Below are 22617 nucleotides of genomic sequence, written 5' to 3'. Positions count from 1 at the left end.
CCAGCTGAGGTCGGGGAGGGTGGACGCGATACGGTCGGGTCCACGGGTTGAGACTGAGAGGGGCGTATTTTGGCGAAGATGATCTTTATTCCCCGGGAGGGGGAAGCAGAGCGGCGGGTCGCGGCATCCGCCGACACCGTAAAGCGTCTGACCGGCCTGGGCTTTGCCCTCGTCGTGGAAGCGGGCGCCGGTGCAGGATCGGGCATTCTCGACAGCGACTACGAAACAGCGGGCGCGCGCATCGGCACTCTTGCCGATGCCGCATCGGCGGACATCGTGCTGAAGGTGAACCGTCCGGGCTCGCAAGAGATTTCCCGCTACAAATCGGGCGCGGCAGTGTTTGCCAGCATGGACCCCTATGGCAACGAGGCGGCGCTTGCCGCCATGGCGAGCGCCGGTCTCACCACGTTTGCCATGGAACTGATGCCGCGCATCACCCGCGCACAGTCAATGGACGTCCTGTCGTCGCAGGCCAATCTTGCCGGCTACCGCGCCGTCATCGATGCCGCGCATGAATACGGCCGCGCCATGCCGATGATGATGACGGCGGCCGGCACCGTGCCTGCCGCCAAGGTCTTCGTCATGGGCGCCGGCGTTGCCGGCCTGCAGGCGATCGCCACGGCGCGCCGCCTCGGCGCCGTCGTAACCGCCACGGACGTGCGCCCCGCCGCCAAGGAGCAGGTCGCCTCCCTCGGCGCCAAGTTCATCGCCGTCGAGGACGAGGAATTCAAGGCTGCCGAGACCGCCGGCGGCTATGCCAAGCAGATGTCGGGCGAGTATCAGGCAAAGCAGGCGGCGCTGGTTGCCGAGCATATTGCCAAGCAGGACATCGTCATCACCACGGCGCTCATTCCCGGCCGGCCGGCGCCGCGCCTCGTGACGCGCGCCATGCTCGCCGCCATGAAGCCCGGCTCCGTTGCCGTCGATCTCGCCGTCGAGCGCGGCGGCAATATCGAGGGGTCGATCAGGGGCTCCGTTGCCACGGTCGAGGGCGTCACGGTGATCGGCTACGACAACGTGCCCGGCCGCGTCGCGGCATCGGCGTCTGCGCTCTACGCCAAGAACCTTTTTGCCTTCCTGGAGACCATGGTCGACAAGGAGACGAAGACGTTTTCGATCAATCCCGAGGACGAACTGGTCAAGGCGACCATGCTGACCCACGGCGGCAAGGTGGTGCATCCCAATTTTGCCGCGGCAGTGCTTGTGGTTGATGGCGCTCCTGCCGCAGCGGCGGCGGAACCTGCTGCAGCCGAGCCCTCGCAGGACCCTTTGACGGGCCCAGCGATGCCTGCGGACGACGCCGGCAAGCCGAAGCGGACACGCAAGGCACCGGCGAAGGCTGGAACGGACAAGAAGGAGGAGCTGTGATGGCGAGCGACCTGATGAATTCCGCGCTGGAGCAGCTCGATCAGGCGGTGCAGTCCGTTCGGGTTGCAGCCGAGCAGGCGCCGGATGCCGTGGCCATGGCGGCGCATGGCGTCTCCGGCGGCGCCATCGATCCCTTCGTCTTCCGGCTGGCGATCTTCGTGCTGTCGATCTTCGTCGGCTACTACGTCGTCTGGTCGGTGACGCCGGCGCTCCATACGCCGCTGATGGCGGTCACCAACGCGATCTCCTCGGTCATCGTCGTCGGCGCACTGCTGGCGGTCGGCATTTCCGCCAGCGGCTATGCCACGGGCTTCGGCTTCGTGGCGCTGGTGCTCGTCTCGGTCAACATCTTCGGCGGCTTCCTGGTCACCAGCCGGATGCTTGCCATGTACAAGAAAAAAGAACGCTGAGGGTCCTGGGAACATGTCACAGAACCTCGCAGCCTTCCTCTACCTCGTCTCCGGCGTCCTCTTCATCATGGCGCTGCGCGGCCTCTCCCATCCGACCACCAGCCGCCAGGGCAATGTCTACGGCATGGTCGGCATGGGGATTGCCATCGGCACGACCCTGCTGCTCGCCACCCCGAGCTTCGGCGGCCTCGTCTTGATCGTGGTGGCGCTCGCCATCGGCGGCGGTGCCGGCGCCTATATCGCCCGCACCATCCCGATGACGGCCATGCCGCAGCTGGTCGCCGGCTTCCATTCGCTGGTCGGGCTTGCCGCCGTCATGGTGGCGGCCGCCGCACTCTACGATCCGGTTTCCTTCGGCATCGGCGCCATCGGCGAGATCCACGGCCAGGCGCTCATCGAGATGGCGCTCGGTGCCGCGATCGGCGCGATCACATTCACCGGATCGATCATCGCCTACCTGAAGCTCGACGGACGGATGTCCGGCAAGCCGATCATGCTGCCCTACCGGCACTGGATCAACATCGGCCTGCTCGTCGCGATCGTCGTCTTCATGATCGGCCTGACGCAGACTGAAAGCCACGCGCAGTTCTGGCTGATCGTGGTGCTGGCGCTGGCGCTCGGCGTGCTGCTGATCGTGCCGATCGGCGGCGCCGACATGCCGGTGGTCGTCTCGATGCTGAACTCCTATTCCGGCTGGGCAGCCGCCGGCATCGGCTTCACGCTCGGCAATCTGGCGCTGATCATCACCGGCGCGCTGGTCGGCTCGTCCGGGGCGATCCTCTCCTACATCATGTGCAAGGGGATGAACCGCTCCTTCGTCTCGGTCATCCTCGGCGGCTTCGGCGGCGAGGCGGCAGCCGCCGGTGCCGACGACGGGGTGCAGCGGTCGGTGAAGCAGGGATCGGCCGAAGACGCCGCCTTCCTGATGCAGAACGCCCAGAAGGTGATCATCGTGCCGGGGTACGGCATGGCGGTCGCCCAGGCACAGCACGCGCTGCGGGAACTTGCCGACGCGCTGAAGGAACATGGCGTCGAGGTGAAGTACGCAATCCATCCGGTGGCAGGCCGCATGCCGGGCCACATGAACGTGCTGCTGGCCGAAGCCAATGTCCCCTATGACGAAGTCTTCGAGCTGGAAGACATCAATGGGGAGTTCGCGCAGGCGGATGTCGCCTATGTCATCGGTGCCAACGACGTGACCAACCCGGCGGCGCGCGACGACAAGTCCTCGCCGATCTACGGCATGCCGATCCTCGACGTCGACAAGGCCCGTACCTGCCTCTTCGTCAAGCGCTCGCTCGGCTCCGGCTACGCCGGCATCGACAACACGCTGTTCTACAAGGACGGCACGATGATGCTGCTCGGCGACGCCAAGAAGATGACCGACGACATCGTCAAGGCGATGAAGCACTGATTGATCGCCGGCGAGTAGCAACAGCGAATGCGAGCAGCGAGTAGCGGAAAGCCCGGCTGTGCCGGGCTTTTCTGTCTGGCGGGATCGTGCAACACTGCCATTAACGGAGGTCAGCATGGCAAGCTTGACGATATCACTTCCAGACGCGGCCAAAGACTGGATCGATGAACAGGTTCGCAGCGGCCGCTACGCCAGTGCGGATGAGTATCTGAGCGAGCTCGTGGTTCAGGAACGGGTTCGGCGCGGAGAAGAGCTTTCGGTCGATGAACTGCGCGATCTTCTGGCTGCCTCCCGCGGCAGCGGCGTGAGTTCACGCACCGTCGCGGAGATCCTGGACGAAGCGAAGTCCATCGCCTCGCAGCGGAAGGCCGGTCGTGCCTGAATTCAGGCTGACGCAGCAGGCTGACAGGGACCTGCTGGATATCTTTATCTATGGACTGGAAGTTTTCGGCGTAAGTCAGGCTGAACATTACGGCGACGGACTGAACTCCTGCTTTCAGCTATTGGCCGACAACCCGCGAATGGGGCGTCTGGCGCCGACGCTCGGGGAGCAGGTGCGTCGACATGAGCACCACAGCCATGTGATCCTTTATGAAGAGACAAGCTTCGGTATCCTCATCCTTGCGATCATCCACAGCCGCGTTGTCCAGCGCCTGAAATCTCTTTGAGCGGGGAGCGAACAGCAGGAGATTTTCGGCGCCGTTCAGCATCCGTGAACGATCCGTCTCACCCCAGCCCCTGACGGGCGACAGTGCGGCGTGCCATATACGGGGACAGACATTCCCGCGTCCCCGCAAGGAGCACCCCATGAAGAACATCGGTTTCCTCTCGTTCGGCCACTGGTCGCCGTCGCCGCAGTCGGGCACGCGCTCGGCCGGTGACGCGCTGCTGCAGTCGATCGATCTTGCCGTCGCGGCGGAAGAACTGGGGGCCGATGGCGCCTATTTCCGCGTCCACCATTTCGCCCGCCAGCTCGCCTCGCCGTTCCCGCTGCTCGCCGCGGTCGGTGCGAAGACGAGCAAGATCGAGATCGGCACGGGCGTCATCGACATGCGCTACGAGAACCCGCTCTACATTGCCGAAGACGCCGGCGCCGCCGACCTGATTTCAGGGGGACGGCTGCAGCTCGGCATCAGCCGCGGCTCGCCGGAGCAGGTGATCGATGGCTGGCGCTATTTCGGCTATGAGCCGCAGGACGGCCAGAGCGATGCCGACATGGGTCGCCGCCATGCGGAGGTGTTTCTAGACGTGCTGAAGGGCGAGGGTTTTGCCAAGCCCAACCCGCGGCCGATGTTCCCGAACCCGCCCGGCATGCTGCGGCTGGAGCCCTTTTCCGAAGGCCTGCGGGACCGGATCTGGTGGGGCGCCGGCTCGAACGCGACGGCCGTCTGGGCGGCAAAGCTTGGGATGAACCTGCAATCGTCGACGCTGAAGGACGACGAGACGGGCGAAGCCTTCCACATCCAGCAGGCCAAGCAGATCCGCGCCTATCGCGACGCCTGGAGGGAGGCCGGCCATGCCCGCGCGCCGCGCGTCTCGGTGTCGCGGTCGATCTTCGCCATCGTCAACGACATGGACCGCACCTATTTCGGCCGCAGCAAGGATCAGGATTCGATCGGCTATCTCGACGCCAGCACGCGCGCCATCTTCGGCCGGTCCTATGCGGCGGAGCCGGAGGTGCTGATCGAGGAGTTGCGGCAGGACGAGGCGGTGGCGGAGGCCGATACGCTGCTTCTGACCGTGCCGAACCAACTGGGCGTCGACTACAACGCCCATGTGATCGAGGCGATCCTCACGCATGTGGCGCCAGCTCTCGGCTGGCGCTGAGGCGTTTCAACCGCGCAGCAGGTCGAGTGCCAGGAGCGTCAAGCTGAGAGGCCGGACGCCTCTCAGCTTCCGCGGGTGCGCGAAAGGCCGTCCTTGGCCGGCTGGTAGTTCGGGTCGAGGCCGACCGCATGCGAATAGGAGCGGGCGGCGCGCTGGGTGTCGCCGCGGCGCTCGTACACGAGGCCCTGATTGGTCCAGGATTCGGCCAGCTTGTCGTTCAGCTCGATCGCATGGTTGATGTCGGCGAAGGCGTTCTCGTCGTCGCCGAGCGCCAGATAGGAGACGGCGCGGCCGTTGTAGGGTTCGGCGGCCGTCGACGACAGCGAGATCGCCTTGGAGAAATCCTCGATCGCCTGCGCGTGCTGGCCGCGCAGCTGGTAGATCAGGCCGCGGTTGTGGTAGGCGCGGCCATCGGTGGTGTCGAGCTCGATGGCGCGGTTGAAGTCGTTGAAGGCTTCGTCGTTGCGACCGGCCTGGCGGTAGATGTTGCCGCGGCCGATATAGGCGACGTCGTAGTTGGAATTGATCTGCAGCGAGCGGTTGTAGTCGCTGGCGGCTTCGACCGGCTTGCCCATGTTGCGGTAGACGAGGGCGCGGTTCGCATAGGCCTGGTAGAACTGCGGGTTCAGCTGGATCGCCTGGTTGAAGTCGTCGAGCGCACGGCGGAATTCGCCGGCGCGGCCGTAGGCGGAGCCACGAACGTTGTAGCCCTCAGGGTCCTGCGGATTGCTGGCGATGACGGAGGTCAGCGAGGCGATGTTCTGCTCCGATCCCTGGGCGCGATCGACGGTGATCAGGTCGGTCGTCTGGGACGTCGTGGAGCAGCTGGCGAGGAGCACCGTCGACGCCAGTGCCAGGGCCGAGAAAGTGGTCCTGCTACGGATCGCCGCGGTGAGAGCCGAAATGCCGAATGTTGCGGAAGAAGCAGCAGCAGTCTTGAAGGCCATCAGGCGCGGTTCCTCGAGTTTGGGCGAAGCGGACAGGTCTATCCGGAAAAAGTAAGGACGGCGACGACCAAGTCGCCCCCGCCCCATAAGCACTCAAATAACGTCGAAAAAACGGCCGATTAACGGCTCGCGCTCGGTGCCGGACGGGCCGGAGCAGCGATCAGGCCTTCGCGCTGCATGCGCTTGCGGGCCAGCTTGCGAACGCGACGAACGGCCTCGGCCTTTTCGCGAGCACGCTTTTCGGAAGGCTTTTCGTAGTAATCGCGCATCTTCATTTCCCGGAAGATGCCTTCACGCTGCATCTTCTTCTTGAGAGCGCGGAGAGCCTGATCAACGTTGTTGTCGCGGACAAGTACCTGCACGTGAAATCCCGTTCCTTCGGTTTGTTGCTCGCCGGGACTGAATTCCGGGCGAAAGAAAAATTTCGCAAGGCGCGCAGCCGAGCGATTGACTCAGGCAGATATCAGAAAGAAGGCCGCAAGTCCATATGGCATAGGGGTTCTGGCCTCTAAAATCTTGCAGGCCGACGCCCCGCCTTTCAAGGCACATGAGAGACACTATATCGGGATCACGAACATGGCGGCCTCTGCGGTCGCGTTGTCAGAAAAAGGAGATCCCGATGATCAGAGCAGCCCATTCCCGATTTGGCGATCCGGCAGAGGTGCTGGAGGTCCGCGAGGCGGATCTGCCCGTGCCCGCAGCCGGGCAGATCCGGGTGAAGATGGTGATGGCCTCGATCCACAATCACGACCTGCTGACGGTCAGCGGCGACTACGGCTACAAGCCGGAATTGCCGGCAGCGGCGGGAACGGAAGCCATGGGCGTGGTCGATGCGCTCGGCGACGGCGTCACCCACCTGAAGGTCGGCCAGCGCGTCGCGGTCTCGGGGGCCGGAACATGGGCGGAGTATTATCTCGCCTCCGCGGCCATGGCCGTTCCGCTGCCGGATGGAATTTCGGACGAGGCAGGTGCGCAGCTCATTTCGATGCCGCTCAGCGCGCTGGTCCTTCTCGACTTTGCCGGAGTGGAGCGCGGCGGCTGGATCGTCCAGAATGCCGCCAATGGTGCCGTCGGCAAGGCCTTGGCGCTCTTTGCCAAGCCGCGCGGTATCAACGTCATCAACCTTGTCCGGCGGGAGGAGGCGGTCTCCGAGCTCCAGGCGCTCGGCATCGACAACGCCGTCTCCACATCCTCGGACGGCTGGCGGGAGAAGATCGCATCCCTGACCGGCGGCGCACGCATCGGGGCCGCAATCGACGGCGTGGGAGGGTCTTCGGCCGGCGAGCTCTTGTCGCTGCTGGGCGACAAGGGGCTGCTGGTGTCCTTCGGCCTGATGTCGGGACGGCCTCTGGAGCTTTCCGCCAGCGACCTGATCTTCAAGGAGGCGGTGGTGAAGGGCTTCTGGCTGTCGAAGATCGCGCCGACGCTTGGGCCGGAGAAGCTGATGGCGCTGATTTCCGAGATCATCCAGGGCGTGATGGCGGGCGAGATCAAGCTGACGGTCTCGGAGGTCTTCGCGCTTGCCGACGTCAAGCAGGCGGTTGCCGCTGCCGCGCAATCCGCCCGAAAGGGCAAGATCCTGCTCAGGGCATAGGACAGGCAAGACACGCCCCGCTGCTTGCGGCGACGGGGCGTGTCGAAACAAATTGTCGTGGCGTCGCAAAACAGCCATTGCGGGCCAAGTTGATTTGCGATGGGTATGTCTCTAACAGACCTCCGATCTTCGAGGGAGATGAAGGCGACATGCGCAAATATTCGGTCTTCGCCGTGGCCCGCGAGGCGCTTCGGGGCCACAAGGGCTGGCAACCGCAATGGACATCGCCAGAGCCGCGGTCGAGCTATGACGTCATCATCATCGGCGGTGGCGGGCACGGGCTGGGGGCCGCCTACTACCTTGCCAAGGAGCACGGCATCACCAATGTCGCCGTCCTCGAAAAGGGCTGGATCGGCGGCGGCAACACCGGGCGCAACACGACGATCATCCGCTCCAACTATCTCTACGAAGAGAGCATGGACATCTACGAGCACTCGCTGAAGCTCTGGGAGGGCTTGAGCCAGGATCTCAACTACAACGTCATGTATTCGCCGCGCGGCGTGATGATGCTGTCGCACAACACCCACGACCAGCAGAGCTTCAAGCGCCACATCAACGCCAACCGGCTCTACGGGATCGACAACGAGTGGCTGACGCCGGAGCAGGCGAAGGCCTATTGCCCGCCGCTCGATATCTCCAAGACCGCCCGCTATGCCATCAACGGTGCCGCCCTGCAGCGGCGCGGCGGCACGGCCCGCCACGACGCGGTCGCCTGGGGCTATGCGCGCGCGGCGTCCGACCGCGGCGTCCACATCATCCAGAACACCGAGGTCACCGGCATCCGCCGCGGGGCGAACGGCGAGGTGACCGGCGTCGAGACCAACCGCGGCTTCATCGGCGCCAAGAAGATCGGCGTTTCGGCGGCCGGGCACTCCTCGGTGGTGATGCAGATGGCGGGCGTTCGCGTGCCGCTGGCATCGAACCCGCTGCAGGCGCTGGTCTCGGAGCCGCTCAAACCCATCTTCCCCTGCGTCGTGATGTCGAACACGGTGCATGCCTATATCTCGCAGTCCGACAAGGGCGAGCTGGTGATCGGCGCCGGCACCGACCAGTACAACTCCTACAGCCAGACCGGCGGGCTGCAGATCATCACCCATACGCTCGACTCCATCTGCGAACTCTTCCCGATGTTCCGGCGGGTGAAGATGATGCGCCAGTGGGGCGGCATCACCGACAATACGCCGGACCGCTCGGCGATTCAGAGCGTGACGCCGGTCCAAAACCTCTTCGTCAACTGCGGCTGGGGCACCGGCGGCTTCAAGGCGACACCGGGCTCGGCGGATCTCTTTGCGCATCTGATCGCCAAGGGCGAGCCGCACCGGCTGGCGTCCGGCCTCACCCTCGACCGGTTCCGCACCGGGCGGTTGATCGACGAAGCGGCGGCTGCCGCGGTTGCGCATTGAGGGGGGTGAGATGATGGATAGTCTCGCTCAGCGCTCACGTTGGACTCTTATCCAGATTTTCGAGCGGTCACATGTGACGGAAGGCCGAGCGGCACATCGATCTCCCCCCTTGTGGGGGAGATGCCCGGCAGGGCAGAGGGGGGTGAAGCTCCCGGCAGTTTCTCCTGCTTCCGCATTTGCCGCAGCGTCGCGCCCCCCCTCTGTCACCTTCGGTGACATCTCCCCCACAAGGGGGGAGATTGTTCGGCGCTTGCCTTGCGCGCTTCCATCCGTCTCAACCTCGTGGAGGCGGGCATGCTGCTGATCCATCGCCCCTATCGCCAAGACGATCGCTCGGATGTGACGCAAGGCCGCGCGGCAGATCGATCTCCCCCCATCAGGGGGAGATGCCCGGCAGGGCAGAGGGGGGTGAAGCTCCCAGCAACTTCTCCTGCTTCCGCATTCGCCGCAGCGTCGCGACCCCCCTCTGTCACCTTCGGTGACATCTCCCCCACAAGGGGGGAGATTGTTCGGCGCTTGCCTTGCGCGCCATCATCCGTCTCAACCTCGCGGAGCCCGGCATGCTGCTGATCCACTGCCCCTATTGCGAAGACGACCGGTCGGAGCTGGAGTTCCGCTGGGCCGGCGAGGCGCACATTGCCAGGCCGGACAATATTGCCGAGATCACCGACGAGGCCTTCGCCGACTATTTCTTCCTGCGCGACAACGACAAGGGCGTCACCTATGAGCGCTGGCGCCATATCCATGGCTGCGGGCGCTTCTTCAATGCGGCGCGCGATACCGTCAGCGACCGGTTCCTGATGACCTACAAGGCAGGGCTTCCCAGACAGCCGGTGCCGGAGACCGGGGCGACCGAGCAGACCATCGAGACCTATGAGCAGACGGAAGGGGACGCGCGATGAGCGGTTCTCCCAGCAACCTCGGCGCCTTCCGCATCAAGGGCGCCGGTCGGCTGACGCCGGCGCGCACGGCGCGCTTCACCTTCGACGGCAAGAGCTTCACGGCGATGGAAGGCGATACGGTCGCCTCCGCGCTGCTGGCGCATGGCGTGCATCTCGTCGGCCGGTCGTTCAAGTATCACCGGCCGCGCGGCATCCTGTCGGCCGGGCCGGAGGAGCCGAATGCGCTGCTTGACGTCTCGCGCGACAGTGCCCGCCGCCAGCCGAACGTGCGCGCCACCGTGCAGGAGGTCTTCGACGGCGCGAAGATCGCCTCGCAGAACCGCTGGCCGTCGCTCGCCTTCGATGTCGGCGCCGTCAACAACCTGCTGTCGCCCTTCTTTGCGGCGGGCTTTTACTACAAGACCTTCATGTGGCCCCGCGAGGCCTGGTCGAAGCTCTACGAGCCGATCATCCGCAGGGCTGCGGGTCTGGGCGTGGCGCCGAAGGAAGAGGATCCCGACCATTACGCCAACCAGTTCGCCCATTGCGACGTGCTGATTGCCGGCGCCGGCGTTGCCGGACTGACGGCGGCATTGTCGGCAGCCGCGACCGGCGCCGAGGTGATCCTTGTCGACGAGCAGCCTGAGGTCGGCGGCGCGCTGCATTTCGATGCATCCACCAGCATCGACGGCCAGAACGGCTATGACTGGGCGCAGGCGACGGCGGCGAAGCTCGCCGCCATGCCGAATGTGCGCATCCTCACCCGCACCACCGTCTTCGGCTACTACAATCACGGCTTCCTTGGGCTGGCGGAACGGGTGACGGATCATCTGGCGCGGCCCGGTCGCGACCTGCCGCGCGAACGGCTGTGGCAGGTGCGCGCCAAGCGGGTCGTGCTCGCCACCGGCGCCATCGAGCGGCATATGGTGTTTGCCAACAACGACCGGCCGGGCATCATGCTGGCCTCGGCGGCGCGCACCTTCCTCAACCACCACGGCGTGACCGTCGGCCGTACTGTCGGCGTCTATACGGCGCATGACAGCGCCTATGAAGCGGCCTTCGACCTGAAACGGGCGGGCGTCGCCATCGCCGCCATCGTCGATTGTCGGGCGACACCCGGCGAAGCGGTGCTGGCGGAAGCCAGGCGGCTCGGGATCGAGGTGCTGACCGGACATTCGGTGATCGACACTTCGGGCCGACTGCGGATCTCCTCGATGAAGGTCGCCCCCATCGGCAGCACGGACAGCCGCAAGATCACCGTCGACGCGCTGATCGTCTCGGCCGGCTGGACGCCGTCCGTGCACCTCTTTTCGCAGTCGCGCGGCAAGCTGCGCTACGACGAAGCCAACCAGCGCTTCCTGCCGGACATCTATGCGCAGGACTGCATCTCCGTCGGTGCCTGCAACGGCACGGACGAGATCGCCGACCTGATTAACGAGGCGGCTGCGGCGGGCGGCGGCAATGTGGCCATCGGCGGCGAAAGCAGGTTTGCCTGGACCGGCGGCATGATCGGCGCGGCCGAAGGCGCCGGTGCGGACACCACCGTCAAGGCCTTCGTGGATTTCCAGCACGACGTGACCGCCAAGGACATCCGTCTGGCGGTGCGCGAGGGCATGCATTCGATCGAGCACATCAAGCGCTTTACCACGAACGGCATGGCGTCGGACCAGGGCAAGCTCTCCAACATGCACGGGCTGGCGATCGCCGCGGAAATGCTCGACCGGCCGCTGCCGAAGGTGGGGCTCACCACCTTCCGGGCGCCCTATACGCCGGTGACCTACGGCACGCTGGTCGCCCATTCGCGCGGCGAGCTGTTTGATCCGGCGCGGCATACGCCGATGCATGCGCTGCAGGCGGCAGCCGGTGCCGCGTTCGAGGATGTCGGCAACTGGAAGCGCGCCTGGTATTTCCCGCGACGCGGCGAGGACATGGCGGCGGCGGTCAACCGCGAGTGCCGCACGGTGCGCGAGGTGGCGGGGGTGTTCGATGCCTCGACGCTCGGCAAGATCGAGGTGGTCGGGCCGGACGCGGCACAGTTCCTGAACCTTCTCTATACGAATGCGTGGGACACGCTGAAGCCGGGCAAGAGCCGCTACGGGATCATGACCCGCGAAGACGGCTTCGTCTATGACGATGGCGTCGTCGGGCGGCTGGCGGAAGATCGATTCCACGTCACGACGACGACCGGCGGTGCACCGCGCGTGCTGCACCACATGGAAGACTACCTGCAGACGGAGTTCCCCGAGCTGAAGGTCTGGCTGACCTCGACCACCGAGCAGTGGGCGGTGATCGCGGTGCAGGGACCGAAGGCACGCGAAATCATCGCGCCACTCGTCGAGGGGCTGGATCTCTCACCTGAGGCCTTCCCGCACATGAGCGTTGCCGAGTGCAGCGTGATGGGCGTGCCCGCACGGCTGTTCCGGATGTCGTTCACCGGCGAACTCGGCTTCGAAGTCAATGTGCCTGCCGATTACGGCGCGGCCGTCTGGACGGCGATCCGGGAGCGGACGGAGGCGCTGGGCGGCTGCCTCTACGGCACGGAGAGCATGCATGTGCTGCGCGCCGAAAAGGGCTACATCATCGTCGGGCAGGACACCGACGGTACGGTGACGCCGGATGACGCCGGTCTCGGCTGGGCGGTCTCGAAGAAGAAGACGGACTTTGTCGGCATTCGCGGGCTGAAGCGCCCCGATCTGATGCGCGACGGCCGCAAGCAACTGGTCGGGCTCTTGACCAACCGGCCGAGCGACGTGCTGGAGGAGGGCGCGCAGATCGTTGCCGACCCGAACCAGCCGAAGCCGATGACCATGCTCGGCCACGTCACCTCCGCCTACTGGTCGGAGAACTGCGGCCGCTCGATCGCCATGGCGCTGGTCGCCGGCGGACGGGCGCGTGTCGGCCAGACGCTCTACGTGCCGATGCAAGACAGGACGATCGCGGTCGAGGTGACCGAACCCATGTTCTTCGACAAGGAAGGAGGCCGGATCCATGGCTGATGTGGCAATCCGAACCACGCCGCTCGGCGGTGTCCATGGCGGCTCCGCCTCTGTACGGCTGACACCTGCGGCGCCGGCCGAACGGGTTTCGCTCAGGGTGGCTTCGGGCGAGATTCAAGCGCTCTCAAATGCACTCGGTCTTGACCTGCCGGTGCGGCCGAAGGCTTCCGTCTCGGCGGGCGACCGCACGGCGCTCTGGCTGGGTCCTGACGAATGGCTGGTGATCGACGAGGGGCAGGGCGGGCTACTGGCGGCCTGCGTCGCATCCGGCGCGCTGCACTCGGCGGTGGATGTCTCGCACCGGAACACGGCGATCCTCGTCGAGGGACCGGGGGCAGCGGCGACCATCAACGCGGGCTGCCCGCTCGACCTCTCGCCGAAAGTGTTTACGGTCGGCGCCTGCACGCGCACGATCTTCGGCAAGGTCGAGATCGTGCTGCTCAGGACCGGCGAAGAGGCGTTCCGGGTGGAAGTGTGGCGGTCGTTTTCGGAGTATGCGTTCGGGCTGCTTTCGGAAGGGGCAACGGACGCGGAGCTTTAAAGCGTGTTTGTCCTGGTGTCAGGCCGTGGCGTCACTCGCCGGGCTGGCGGTGCCTGTGCTTGCGGTCGAGATCCCACTCGTGCAGGCGCAGAGCTACATAGCCCATGACGACGATGATGGTGGGAATGACCACATTGAAAAAGGTCCAGAAGTCCATCAGCTTAATTTCCTCAGGCCTCGTCTTGCCAGATAATGTAATAGGCCCGCGCTCAGAAGCCAATAGGCGAGATAGAACACCGCTTTTCCAAGCGATATCTCGTTGAAGTTGGTGAGGCCGTAGAGATATCCGGCAAGCGGTGTGACGACCCCAACCGTGATGCAGGCCGTTGATGCCCTGTCGAGCGCATTCGCCAACAGCTTCGTCTGCTCCACTTCGGCCATGGTCAGATCGGTCATGACCAGCCTTTCCATTTCACCCATCGGCCGTGGAAATCGGCGCGGCCGAGATCCTGGCGTTCGCCGCCCGGCCAGATCTGCAGTGTGATGGCGGCGCCGTCGGTCTTGTCGTCGGCCTCCATCGCCAGGCGGGCGAGCGGCGCCTCCGGTGTGGCGCGGCTGCCGGCTTCGGCGATGATGGCCTCGCCCTTTACTTGATCCTCAGGCGGCAGATATTGCCAGGCGATCGAGTGGTAGAGGACGCGAACGGCACCTTCGGCCGGTCGTGCCAGCACCCGCGGCAGCCAGGAGAGGGCATCGGCGCGCTCCACGTGCGGCGGCGCGGGAGCGGCAATTGCCAGGGCTGCGGTGAGACGCTCCATACGGTCCGCCTGGTCGGCCCAGACATAGGACATCAGCCGCAGCCGGTCCTCCGGCGACGTCGGGTCGAGCGGATTGAGATCGCAGCCAAGGCGGTCGCGCACGCGGATCCCGGCAAGCGGCGGGTTCGGGCCCTGCCAGTCGGGTGCCAGACGCACGGAGGAGGTCGGGTCGCCCCATCGAATGCCGCCGAGGCTGTAGTGATACTTGTCCCACTGCAGGTTGAGGCCGGCGCTGGCGCCGATCTCAGCCAAGTCGAGCGGCAGACCGAACCTTGCGGCGATCGTCAGGAAGCCGGGAAGCAGGACTGCGGAGCGGCGGATCTCGTTCGTCTGCGGTGCCGATTTCAGGCGCTCGAGGATGACGTGCTCGTGGCGCGCCATCGCGGCAACGACCGAGGCCCACAGATCGTCATCACTTGCATCGTGGGGCGGGTAGGCCGCCATGAGATCCACATCCCGGTCGGAGAGAACGAGAGCATGAAGTGCGCCGGCCCAGCGCAAGGGGAGAGAATCGCCGCTGGAGGTCGCGTCCCCCGGCCATGCGAGCATCACGGAGCCGACCGGATCGGACGCATCGAGGCGCGCCGCCGCCAGACGGCAGAGCCTTGCGGTGAAGGGCGAGCCGAGCGCCTCGCAGGACCGGGCCTGCCGCTCGAAAGCCTCGCGGACATTGTCTTCTTCTCGGGTCATGGGTAATCCTCAGAGGGAGATGCCGAGTGCTTTTTCCCGCTCGATGTACTCGCGCTGCCTGTCGGTGATGTAGTCGCGGGTGATGGGGGCTGCGTCGCGGCTGCGCGAGAGCTGCATGTGGAAGACGAGCTGGCTGCCGGTGCGGAACATCATCTCGGCACTGATCAGGTAGAATTCCCACATGCGGGCAAAGCGGTCGTCGTAGAGGGCGATCACCTGCTCGCGGTTGTTCTCGAAGCGCTCGCCCCAGTGGGCCAGCGTCGTCGCGTAGTGGACGCGCAGGAATTCCAGGTCGGAGACCCAGAGGCTGTTCCGCTCGACGCTGTCGAAGACCTCGGAGAGCGCCGGCGAATAGGCGCCGGGAAAGATGTACTTCCGGAGCCAGGGGCTCGCCATGCCGGGCGGGCTCATGTGGCCGATGGAGTGCAGCACGGCGATGCCGTCGTCCGGCATCAGGGCGTTGAGGTGCGAGAAGAACTCGTCGTAGTGCTGGACACCGACATGCTCGAACATGCCGACCGAGACGATGCGGTCGAAGCGGTCGTCGACGTCGCGGTAGTCGCGCAGCTCGAACTTGACGCGATCCGCAAGTCCTTCCTTCTGCGCCCGCTCGGAGGCCAGCTTCTGCTGTTCCCGCGACAGCGTGACGCCGGTCACCTGCACGTTTTCCAGCTTCGCCAGATAGAGGGCCAGATCGCCCCAGCCGCAGCCGATGTCGAGGACGCGCATGCCTTCCTTCAGGCAGAGCTTGGAGGCGAGCAGCCGCAGCTTGTTGCGCTGTGCCTGTTCCAGCGTCTCCGTCGGTTCGCGGAAGTAGGCGCAGGAGTAGAGCATGTTGTCGTCGAGGAAGAGCCTGTAGAAGGCGTTGCCGAGATCATAGTGGTGGGCGACGTTCTGCTGCGCCTCGCCCTTCTGGTTCGACTGCTGGCGGGCGCGAAAGCGCATCTTCACCGCCCGGATCGCCTTCTGCAGAGGATAGGAGCCGAGCGAGAGGCGGTTGATGGAGAAGAGGGTCAGGAAGTCGCGCAGCGTCGAGCCTTCCTCGAAGCGCATGGTCCCGTCCATATAGGCTTCGCCTGCGGCCAGTTCCGGGTTGAACACCAGCGTCCGGTAGAGCCGCTTGTCCGTCAGCCGCATCGTCACCTCCGGGCCGGGCGTGCCGGCGAAGACGTGGCGCCTGCCATCGGCGTCGATCACGGTAAGCTGTCCTTTGCGGATGAAGGACTTCATCATGTGGGAAAGCGGAAACATCGGACCTCGCATTATCGGTTTACGGGCGATAGGGACGGGATGCGTATGCTGCTGCGGCCTTAGACCTCCGGCGACCGGTCCTTGGGGTCGAATTGCACGATGGTGATCCAGCTGGCGGTCAATGCCGGCTTCTTCTCGTTCTCGATTTCCACCGAAATGTCATAGGTGGTCATCAGCATGCCGGCGCCGCGAAACCGCGCGCCGCTCAGGGTGAAATGGCCCCTGACCCGGCTGCCGGACTTCACCGGCGACATGAAGCGGATCTTGTCGAAGCCGTAGTTCAGCCCCATGGTCTGCTCGCGGATCTTCGGCAGGCAGTCGAAGTTCATCGCCGACATCAGCGACAGCGTCAGAAACCCGTGGGCGATCGTGCCGCCGAAGGGGCTTTCGGCCGCTGCCCGTGCGGGGTCGACATGGATGAACTGGTGGTCAAGCGTGGCGTCCGCGAAGCGGTCGATCATCGGCTGGTCGACGAGGATCCACTCCGAGATCCCGAGAACCTGACCGATCAGACCCGGCACATCCGCCAGCGATATTTCTCGTGCCATCGTCCCTCACTGATTCCGCTTCGCCGAGAGAGCAATGTACAGAGTTTGCGCCGCTTGGGTAGGCGGCGCGTGCAGTGCAGCGCGGCCTGCCTCAGGTCGCGATGCAGAAGGTGACCGAACGGGCGAGAGCTGCCCCATCCCAGCTGGCCTCGTCGGGCAGGCTGCGCCAGCCGCTTCCCGGCAGCACGAAAGGCCAGGTTTCCCGGCTGCGGTTGAAGATAGCGGCAAGGCGCACGGTCTGGCCGGTGCGGCGATCGAGCGTCTTCAGGACAACGGCCACCACGGAAGCGTCGGAGTCCTGCCAGTCCTCGGGCGTCATCGGCTCGCCGGAGGCTTTCAGCCAGTCGATGTCGTCGCCCGCATCGACGAAGAAGCCGCATTCGGAAAACACCGAGAAGCGCTGGCGCAGGCCTGACAGCATGGCTGTGTGCTCGATCAATTCGTCGTCGAGTGCGGCCCAGTCGACCCAGGTGATGGCGTTGTCCTGGCAATAGGCGTTGTTGTTGCCGCCCTGGCTGCGGCCGGCCTCGTCGCCGGCGGTCAGCATGATGGCGCCGCGGGTCAAGAACAGCGTCGAGAGCAGCGCCATGACATCGCGGCGGCGTGCGGTCAGGATCAACGGATCGTCTGTCTCGCCCTCTGTGCCGTTGTTCCAGGAGAAATTGTCGTGGTGGCCGTCGCGGTTTTCCTCGCCGTTGGCCTGGTTGTGGCGGTTCTCGTAGGAGACCATGTCCATCAGGGTGAAGCCGTCGTGGGCGGCGACGAAGTTGACGCTGCGGGTATGGTGGTGGCCGTGGCGGGCGAAGATGTCGGAGGAGCCCGCCAGCCGGGTGGCGAGATCGCCCATCGTCCAGCGGTCGCCGCGCCAGAAGCGGCGCATGTCGTCGCGGGCGCGGTCGTTCCACTCCAGGAAGGGCGGCGGAAAGTTGCCGAGCTGATAGCCGCCGGGGCCGATGTCCCAGGGTTCGGCGATCAGCAGCCGGTCGACGAGGATCGGGTCCTCGATCATTGCCTTCAGCGTTTCGCTCTCGGCCGAAAAGCCATGAGGGCCGCGCCCGATGATCGGGGCAAGGTCAAAGCGGAAGCCGTCGATTCCGGCGTGAACCACGAGGTGGCGCAGGCTGTCGAGGATCAGGCGGCGCACGAAGGGATGGTCGCAGGCGACCGTATTGCCGGTGCCGGTGTCGTTGACCAGCGTGCCGGGATGGCCGTCCACATGGCGGAAGCAGGCGAGGTTGTCGAGGCCGCGCAGCGAGAGCGTCGGGCCGGCGCGGTCGCTTTCGCCGGTGTGGTTGAAGACGAGGTCGAGGATGACGCCGATGCCGGCCGCGTGGAGGGCAGAGACCGCCTGGCGCAGTTCGGCAATGCCGCCCGGCACGAGCCGCGGATCGAGCGCCATGAAGCCGACCGGATTGTAGCCCCAGCCGTTGGTAAGCCCGAGCGGCGGCAGGTGGCGCTCGTCGATCCAGGCGGTGATCGGCATCAGCTCCACCGCATCGACGCCGATGCGCTTCAGGTGGGCGATGACGGAAGGATGTGCGAGGGCGGCGACGGTGCCGCGCTGGTCTTCGGGAACGTCCGGATGAAGCATGGTGAAGGGGCGCACGGCGACCTCGTAGACCAGGCCGCCGGTGCGGAAACGGGGTGGCTCCTTGGCGAGAGGCTCATGCCGGCAGACGATCGCCTTCGGCATCAGGCCGGCGGTGTCGACGCCGAACTGGCCAAGACGGCTGTCGTAGGCGAAGGGCCTGTCGATCTCGGTGGCGCAGGGATCAAGGAGCAGCTTGGAGGGATCGAACCAGAGGCCGCGGTCGGGATCATAGGTGCCATGGGCGCGGAAGCCGTAGCGGGTGCCGGCGCCGACATTGGGCACGGACACTCGGTGGATGTCGCCTTCGCCGCGCTGCATCGGCATGCGGGCGGTCTCGCGGGTGCCGCTGTCGTCGAAGAGGCAGAGCTCGATGCTGTCGGCGTGTTCGGACCAGACGGCGAAGTCGGCGCCGGCGGCCGGCAGGGTTGCTCCGAGGATTTCCGCTGTCACCACCAATGTCTCCCAATCTCACATTGCCGTCCGAAGGAGACTGAGCCGGTGCGGCCAGGCTCCCAGGATCTCCCCCCTTGTGGGGGAGATGTCACCGAAGGTGACAGAGGGGGGTAGGGGCGGTGCGGCAGACGGGATGTTGAAGATGGTGCGAGGAAGCCACCCCCCTCTGCCCTGCCGGGCATCTCCCCCACACGGGGGGAGATCGGCCCGTGGCGATGCCGGCGTTCTTTGCTGCGTTTCAGGTGATTGCCGTTGGTTCGGCCAGGCTCCCAGGATCTCCCCCCTTGTGGGGGAGATGTCACCGAAGGTGACAGAGGGGGGTGAAGGCGGTGCGGCGGATGGGATGTTGAAGATGGTGCGAGGGCGGAACCCCCCTCTGCCCTGCCGGGCATCTCCCCCACACGGGGGGAGATCGGCCCGTGGCGATGCCGGCGTTCTTTGCTGCGTTTCAGGTGATTGCCGTTGGTTCGGCCAGGCTCCCAGGATCTCCCCCCTTGTGGGGGAGATGTCACCGAAGGTGACAGAGGGGGGTGAAGGCGGTGCGGCGGATGGGATGTTGAAGATGGTGCGAGGGCGGAACCCCCCTCTGCCCTGCCGGGCATCTCCCCCACACGGGGGGAGATCGGCCCGTGGCGATGCCGGCGCTCTTTTCTGAGTGTCAGGTGATTGCCGTCGGTGCGGCCAGGCTCCCAGGATCTCCCCCCTTGTGGGGGAGATGTCACCGAAGGTGACAGAGGGAGGTAAAGGCGGTGCGGCAGGGGCGATCGTGAAGATGGGGTGAGGAGGATACCCCCCTCTGCCCTGCCGGGCATCTCCCCCACAAGGGGGGAGATCGGCCCGTGGCGATGCCGGCGTTTTCTTCGGCGTGTCACGTGATGACCGTCGGGCCGGCGCGGCCGGTGCGGCTGGCGATGCCGGCGATCTCGTCGGCGACGGAGATGAGGTCGGCAAGGGCCGCCTGCGTCTCGACATCGTGGCGGGAGGCGTCCGGCTCGTAGCGCTCTACGTAGAGGCGCAGCGTGGCGCCGGAGGTGCCGGTTCCCGACAGGCGGAAGACGACGCGGCTGCCGCCTTCAAACAGCACACGGATGCCCTGCCTGGTGCTGACGGAGCCGTCGATCGGGTCCGTGTAGGCAAAGTCGTCGGCCGCCTCGACCGTCAGGTCGCCGAAGGTCTGGCCGGGGAGCGATGGCAGCTTCTCGCGCAATGCGTCCATCAGGCCGTTTGCGGCCTCGGTGTCGACTTCCTCGTAGTCGTGGCGGGAGTAGTAGTTGCGGCCATATTCCGCCCAGTGCTTGCGGACGATGGCGGCGACGCCTTCCTGGCGGGCGGCCACGATGTTCAGCCAGAAGAGGACCGCCCAGAGGCCGTCCTTCTCGCGCACATGGGAAGAGCCGGTGCCGAAGCTTTCTTCGCCGCAGACGGTCACCTTGCCGGCGTCCATCAGGTTGCCGAAGTACTTCCAGCCGGTCGGCGTCTCATACATGCCGAGCCCGAGCTTTTCGGCGACGCGATCGGCCGCCGCACTCGTCGGCATCGAGCGGGCGATGCCGGCGATGCCGTCCTTGTAGCCGGGCGCGCATCTGGCGTTTGCGGCGATGATGGCGAGGCTGTCAGAGGGGGTGACGAACATGCCCTTGCCGACGACCATGTTGCGGTCGCCGTCACCATCGGAGGCGGCACCGAAGTCGGGCCCCAGCGCGCTCATCACGTCGTCATAGAGGTCCTTGGCGTGGACGAGGTTCGGATCCGGGTGATGGCCGCCGAAATCGGGCAGGGGGGTTGCATTGCGGACGGAGCCCTCCGGGGCGCCCAGCCGCTTCTCCAGGATCTCCCGGGCATAAGGGCCGGTGACGGCGCCCATGGAATCGATCACGACGCGGAAGCCGCCGGAGATCAGGTCGCGGATGGCAGCAAAATCGAAGAGCTCCTCCATCAGCGCGGCGTAGTCGGCGACCGGATCGATGACCTCCACAGCCATGCCGGCAAGGTCGAAGCTGCCGACCGTGTCGAGGTCGATATCGGCGGCGTCGGCGATCTTGTACTCCTCGATCGTCTTCGAGCGCTCGAATATCGCCTCGGTGATCTTCTCCGGGGCAGGGCCGCCGTTGCCGATGTTGTACTTGATGCCGAAGTCTTCGGTCGGGCCGCCGGGATTGTGGCTCGCCGAGAGGATGATGCCGCCGAAGGCCTCGTATTTACGAATGACGTGGGAGGCGGCGGGTGTGGAGAGGATGCCGCCCTGGCCGACCATGACCTTGCCGAAGCCGGCAGCGGCCGCCATCTTCAGCACCTTCTGGATGACCTCGCGGTTGTAGTAGCGGCCGTCACCGCCGACCACCAGCGTCTCTCCGGCAAAGCCGTCGAGCGAATCGAAGATCGACTGGATGAAGTTCTCCGCATAGTTTTCCTGCGCGAAGACAGGGACCTTCTTGCGCAGGCCGGAGGTGCCGGGCTTCTGGTCCTTGAAGGGCGTGGTTGCAACCGTCCTGATCATCGTCTCATCGACCTTTCGTTGTCAGTCGGGCGTAGAGTTCGGCGTAGAGGCCGGCGCTCTTGTCCCAGGATACGTCGGATTTCATGCCCTGCTTCTGCATGCCGAGCCAGGCCTTCTGATCGCCGTAGAGGCGGAAGGTGCGGCGCAAGGCACGGCGCAGGCCGTCGGCGGTCGTCGGGCCGAAGCTGATGCCGGTGGCGACCCTGGCGGCGAGCGCTGCCGGATTGGCGTCGATCACAGTGTCGTTCAGCCCGCCGGTGCGGGTGACGACCGGCACGCACCCATAACGCAGGCCGTAGAGCTGTGTCAGACCGCAGGGCTCGAAGCGGGAGGGGATGAGGATGGCATCAGCGCCGGCCTGCATCAGATGCGACAGCGGTTCGTCGTAGCCGGTGACGATGGCGACGCGACCGGGGTGCCGTGTCGCCGCGTGACGGAAGGCGTCTTCCAGCCAGGGCTCGCCGGAGCCGAGGACGGCGAGCCGGCCGCCCTGGCTCACGAGATCGCCGACGCATTCGGCGAGCATGTCCATGCCCTTCTGCCCCGTCAGTCGCGAGACGACGCAAAACAGCGGGCCGTCCGCCTGCTCGAGGACGAAGCGTTCGGCGACGGCACGCTTGTTCGTGCCCCGGTTCTTGAGGTTGGCTGCACTGTAATTGGCCTTCAGCAGCGGGTCGCGCTCCGGGTTCCAGACATCGGCATCGATGCCGTTGACGATGCCGTGCAGGTCGCCGGCGCGGGAGGCGAGCACGCCTTCCATGCCCATGCCGAAGTCGCCGGTGAGAATTTCCTCGGCGTAGGTGGGGCTGACCGTGCTGATCGCGGTGGCTGCCTGCACGCCTGCCTTCAGGTAGCCGACGCCGCCCCAATACTCGATGCCTTCGATCGAATAGGCATCCGGCGGCAGGCTGAGATGGGGAAAGATGTCGACCCCGTAACGGCCCTGGAAGGCGATGTTGTGGATCGTCATGAGGCTCGGCGGCACGGGTCTGCCGGCATAGCGAAGATAGGCCGGCAACAGTCCGGCCTGCCAGTCGTGCAGATGCACGAGGTCGGGCCGCCAGCCTTCCATTTGCCCAAGGGCAATATCGGCGCCGGCTTTGGCGAGCGCTGCAAAGCGGCGCCAGTTGTCGGGATGGTCGAGACCGTCCGTGCCCAAGTAGGGGCCGCCCGGCCGGTCGAACAGCGCAGGCGCGTCGAGGACGAAAAGGTCGAGCCCGTCGTGCTCTCCTTCCAGCACCGTCGCCGGGTGGCCCATGAGGTTGTCGAAACGGAGGCAGGGCGTGAGGCCCTTCACCGCCGCCATGACGGCCGGATAGCCCGGAACCAGGGTGCGGGTGCGGATGCCATGGGTGCGTAGCGCCAGCGGCAGGGCGCCCGCCACGTCGGCGAGCCCCCCGGTCTTGACCAGCGGATAGACTTCGGATGCGACCGAGAGGACGTTCATG

Annotated in this window: 21 protein-coding genes; 11 read left to right on the top strand and 10 right to left on the bottom strand. The window is 65.7% G+C overall.

Features of this window, described 5'->3' with window-relative positions; genetic code table 11:
• The first annotated feature begins 69 nt into the window (after window positions 1–69).
• From M1E10_RS21675 to M1E10_RS21650, 6 genes are all read left to right on the top strand, one after another.
• A complete protein-coding gene (locus M1E10_RS21675; RefSeq protein ID WP_499174842.1) occupies window positions 70–1368 on the top strand; it encodes an NAD(P) transhydrogenase subunit alpha in 1299 nt (432 codons plus the stop codon).
• A complete protein-coding gene (locus M1E10_RS21670) occupies window positions 1368–1778 on the top strand; it encodes an NAD(P) transhydrogenase subunit alpha part 2 (RefSeq protein WP_367570954.1) in 411 nt (136 codons plus the stop codon). Before M1E10_RS21675 ends, M1E10_RS21670 begins: the two co-directional genes overlap by 1 nt.
• 13 nt (window positions 1779–1791) lie before the next feature.
• The gene (locus tag M1E10_RS21665) at window positions 1792–3192 is read left to right on the top strand and encodes an NAD(P)(+) transhydrogenase (Re/Si-specific) subunit beta (protein WP_499174841.1); all 1401 of its coding nucleotides are present in this window, start codon (window positions 1792–1794) and stop codon (window positions 3190–3192) included.
• A 115-nt stretch (window positions 3193–3307) separates the two neighbouring features.
• The gene (locus M1E10_RS21660; protein ID WP_499174840.1) at window positions 3308–3574 is read left to right on the top strand and encodes a ribbon-helix-helix domain-containing protein; all 267 of its coding nucleotides are present in this window, start codon (window positions 3308–3310) and stop codon (window positions 3572–3574) included.
• Window positions 3567–3860 (top strand): type II toxin-antitoxin system RelE/ParE family toxin, encoded by a 294-nt coding sequence (locus M1E10_RS21655; protein WP_499174839.1) that lies wholly within the window; start codon window positions 3567–3569, stop codon window positions 3858–3860. Before M1E10_RS21660 ends, M1E10_RS21655 begins: the two co-directional genes overlap by 8 nt.
• Before the next feature lie 139 nt (window positions 3861–3999).
• On the top strand, window positions 4000–5019 hold the full coding sequence (locus M1E10_RS21650) for an LLM class flavin-dependent oxidoreductase (RefSeq protein ID WP_499174838.1): 1020 nt from the start codon (window positions 4000–4002) through the stop codon (window positions 5017–5019).
• A 62-nt stretch (window positions 5020–5081) separates the two neighbouring features.
• Here M1E10_RS21650 and M1E10_RS21645 read toward each other — a convergent pair whose 3' ends face one another.
• Together M1E10_RS21645 and rpsU are read right to left on the bottom strand one after the other, a co-directional pair.
• Entirely contained in the window at window positions 5082–5966 is an 885-nt protein-coding gene (locus M1E10_RS21645; RefSeq protein WP_499174837.1) for a tetratricopeptide repeat protein, read from the bottom strand.
• A 119-nt stretch (window positions 5967–6085) separates the two neighbouring features.
• Window positions 6086–6328 carry a 30S ribosomal protein S21 gene (gene rpsU, locus M1E10_RS21640; protein WP_029616687.1) on the bottom strand — a complete coding sequence of 81 codons (243 nt, stop codon included), beginning with the start codon at window positions 6326–6328 and terminating at the stop codon, window positions 6086–6088.
• A gap of 257 nt (window positions 6329–6585) precedes the next feature.
• On the opposite strand from rpsU, the gene M1E10_RS21635 reads away from it, so the two are divergent.
• The 5 genes from M1E10_RS21635 to M1E10_RS21615 all read left to right on the top strand — a co-directional run bounded on the left by M1E10_RS21635 (window position 6586) and on the right by M1E10_RS21615 (window position 13381).
• Window positions 6586–7560 carry a zinc-binding dehydrogenase gene (locus M1E10_RS21635; protein WP_499174836.1) on the top strand — a complete coding sequence of 325 codons (975 nt, stop codon included), beginning with the start codon at window positions 6586–6588 and terminating at the stop codon, window positions 7558–7560.
• 149 nt (window positions 7561–7709) lie between these two features.
• A complete protein-coding gene (locus M1E10_RS21630; protein ID WP_499174835.1) occupies window positions 7710–8963 on the top strand; it encodes a sarcosine oxidase subunit beta family protein in 1254 nt (417 codons plus the stop codon).
• Between the two features lie 560 nt (window positions 8964–9523).
• Window positions 9524–9865: a sarcosine oxidase subunit delta gene (locus M1E10_RS21625; protein WP_499177261.1), complete on the top strand. Its 342-nt coding sequence runs from the start codon at window positions 9524–9526 to the stop codon at window positions 9863–9865.
• Window positions 9862–12840, top strand: coding sequence for a sarcosine oxidase subunit alpha (locus M1E10_RS21620; RefSeq protein ID WP_499174834.1), 2979 nt, complete (start codon window positions 9862–9864; stop codon window positions 12838–12840). Before M1E10_RS21625 ends, M1E10_RS21620 begins: the two co-directional genes overlap by 4 nt.
• Window positions 12833–13381: a sarcosine oxidase subunit gamma gene (locus tag M1E10_RS21615; RefSeq protein WP_499174833.1), complete on the top strand. Its 549-nt coding sequence runs from the start codon at window positions 12833–12835 to the stop codon at window positions 13379–13381. Before M1E10_RS21620 ends, M1E10_RS21615 begins: the two co-directional genes overlap by 8 nt.
• Window positions 13382–13412: 31 nt before the next feature.
• Here the strand turns inward: M1E10_RS21615 and M1E10_RS21610 are convergent, their stop codons facing one another.
• From M1E10_RS21610 to glgA, 8 genes are all read right to left on the bottom strand, one after another.
• Window positions 13413–13538: a hypothetical protein gene (locus tag M1E10_RS21610; protein WP_499174832.1), complete on the bottom strand. Its 126-nt coding sequence runs from the start codon at window positions 13536–13538 to the stop codon at window positions 13413–13415.
• A complete protein-coding gene (locus M1E10_RS21605) occupies window positions 13538–13777 on the bottom strand; it encodes a hypothetical protein (RefSeq protein ID WP_499174831.1) in 240 nt (79 codons plus the stop codon). Before M1E10_RS21605 ends, M1E10_RS21610 begins: the two co-directional genes overlap by 1 nt.
• Complete coding sequence (locus tag M1E10_RS21600; RefSeq protein WP_499174830.1) at window positions 13774–14829, bottom strand: DUF2332 domain-containing protein; 1056 nt, start codon at window positions 14827–14829, stop codon at window positions 13774–13776. Before M1E10_RS21600 ends, M1E10_RS21605 begins: the two co-directional genes overlap by 4 nt.
• 9 nt (window positions 14830–14838) lie before the next feature.
• A complete protein-coding gene (locus tag M1E10_RS21595; RefSeq protein WP_499174829.1) occupies window positions 14839–16080 on the bottom strand; it encodes a class I SAM-dependent methyltransferase in 1242 nt (413 codons plus the stop codon).
• A gap of 59 nt (window positions 16081–16139) precedes the next feature.
• Complete coding sequence (locus M1E10_RS21590; protein ID WP_499174828.1) at window positions 16140–16628, bottom strand: MaoC family dehydratase; 489 nt, start codon at window positions 16626–16628, stop codon at window positions 16140–16142.
• A gap of 91 nt (window positions 16629–16719) precedes the next feature.
• Window positions 16720–18669, bottom strand: a complete 1950-nt coding sequence (gene glgX / locus M1E10_RS21585) for a glycogen debranching protein (protein ID WP_499174827.1) — start codon at window positions 18667–18669, stop codon at window positions 16720–16722.
• Window positions 18670–19540: 871 nt separating this feature from the next.
• On the bottom strand, window positions 19541–21169 hold the full coding sequence (locus M1E10_RS21580) for a phosphoglucomutase (RefSeq protein WP_499174826.1): 1629 nt from the start codon (window positions 21167–21169) through the stop codon (window positions 19541–19543).
• 4 nt (window positions 21170–21173) lie between these two features.
• Window positions 21174–22616: a glycogen synthase gene (glgA, locus tag M1E10_RS21575; RefSeq protein ID WP_499174825.1), complete on the bottom strand. Its 1443-nt coding sequence runs from the start codon at window positions 22614–22616 to the stop codon at window positions 21174–21176.
• Window position 22617: the final 1 nt, after the last annotated feature.

The organism is Rhizobium sp. PK7-22, from assembly GCF_056530405.1.
The sequence above is the reverse complement of the archived record's forward strand: the minus strand, read 5'-3'. Positions and strand labels throughout refer to the sequence as shown.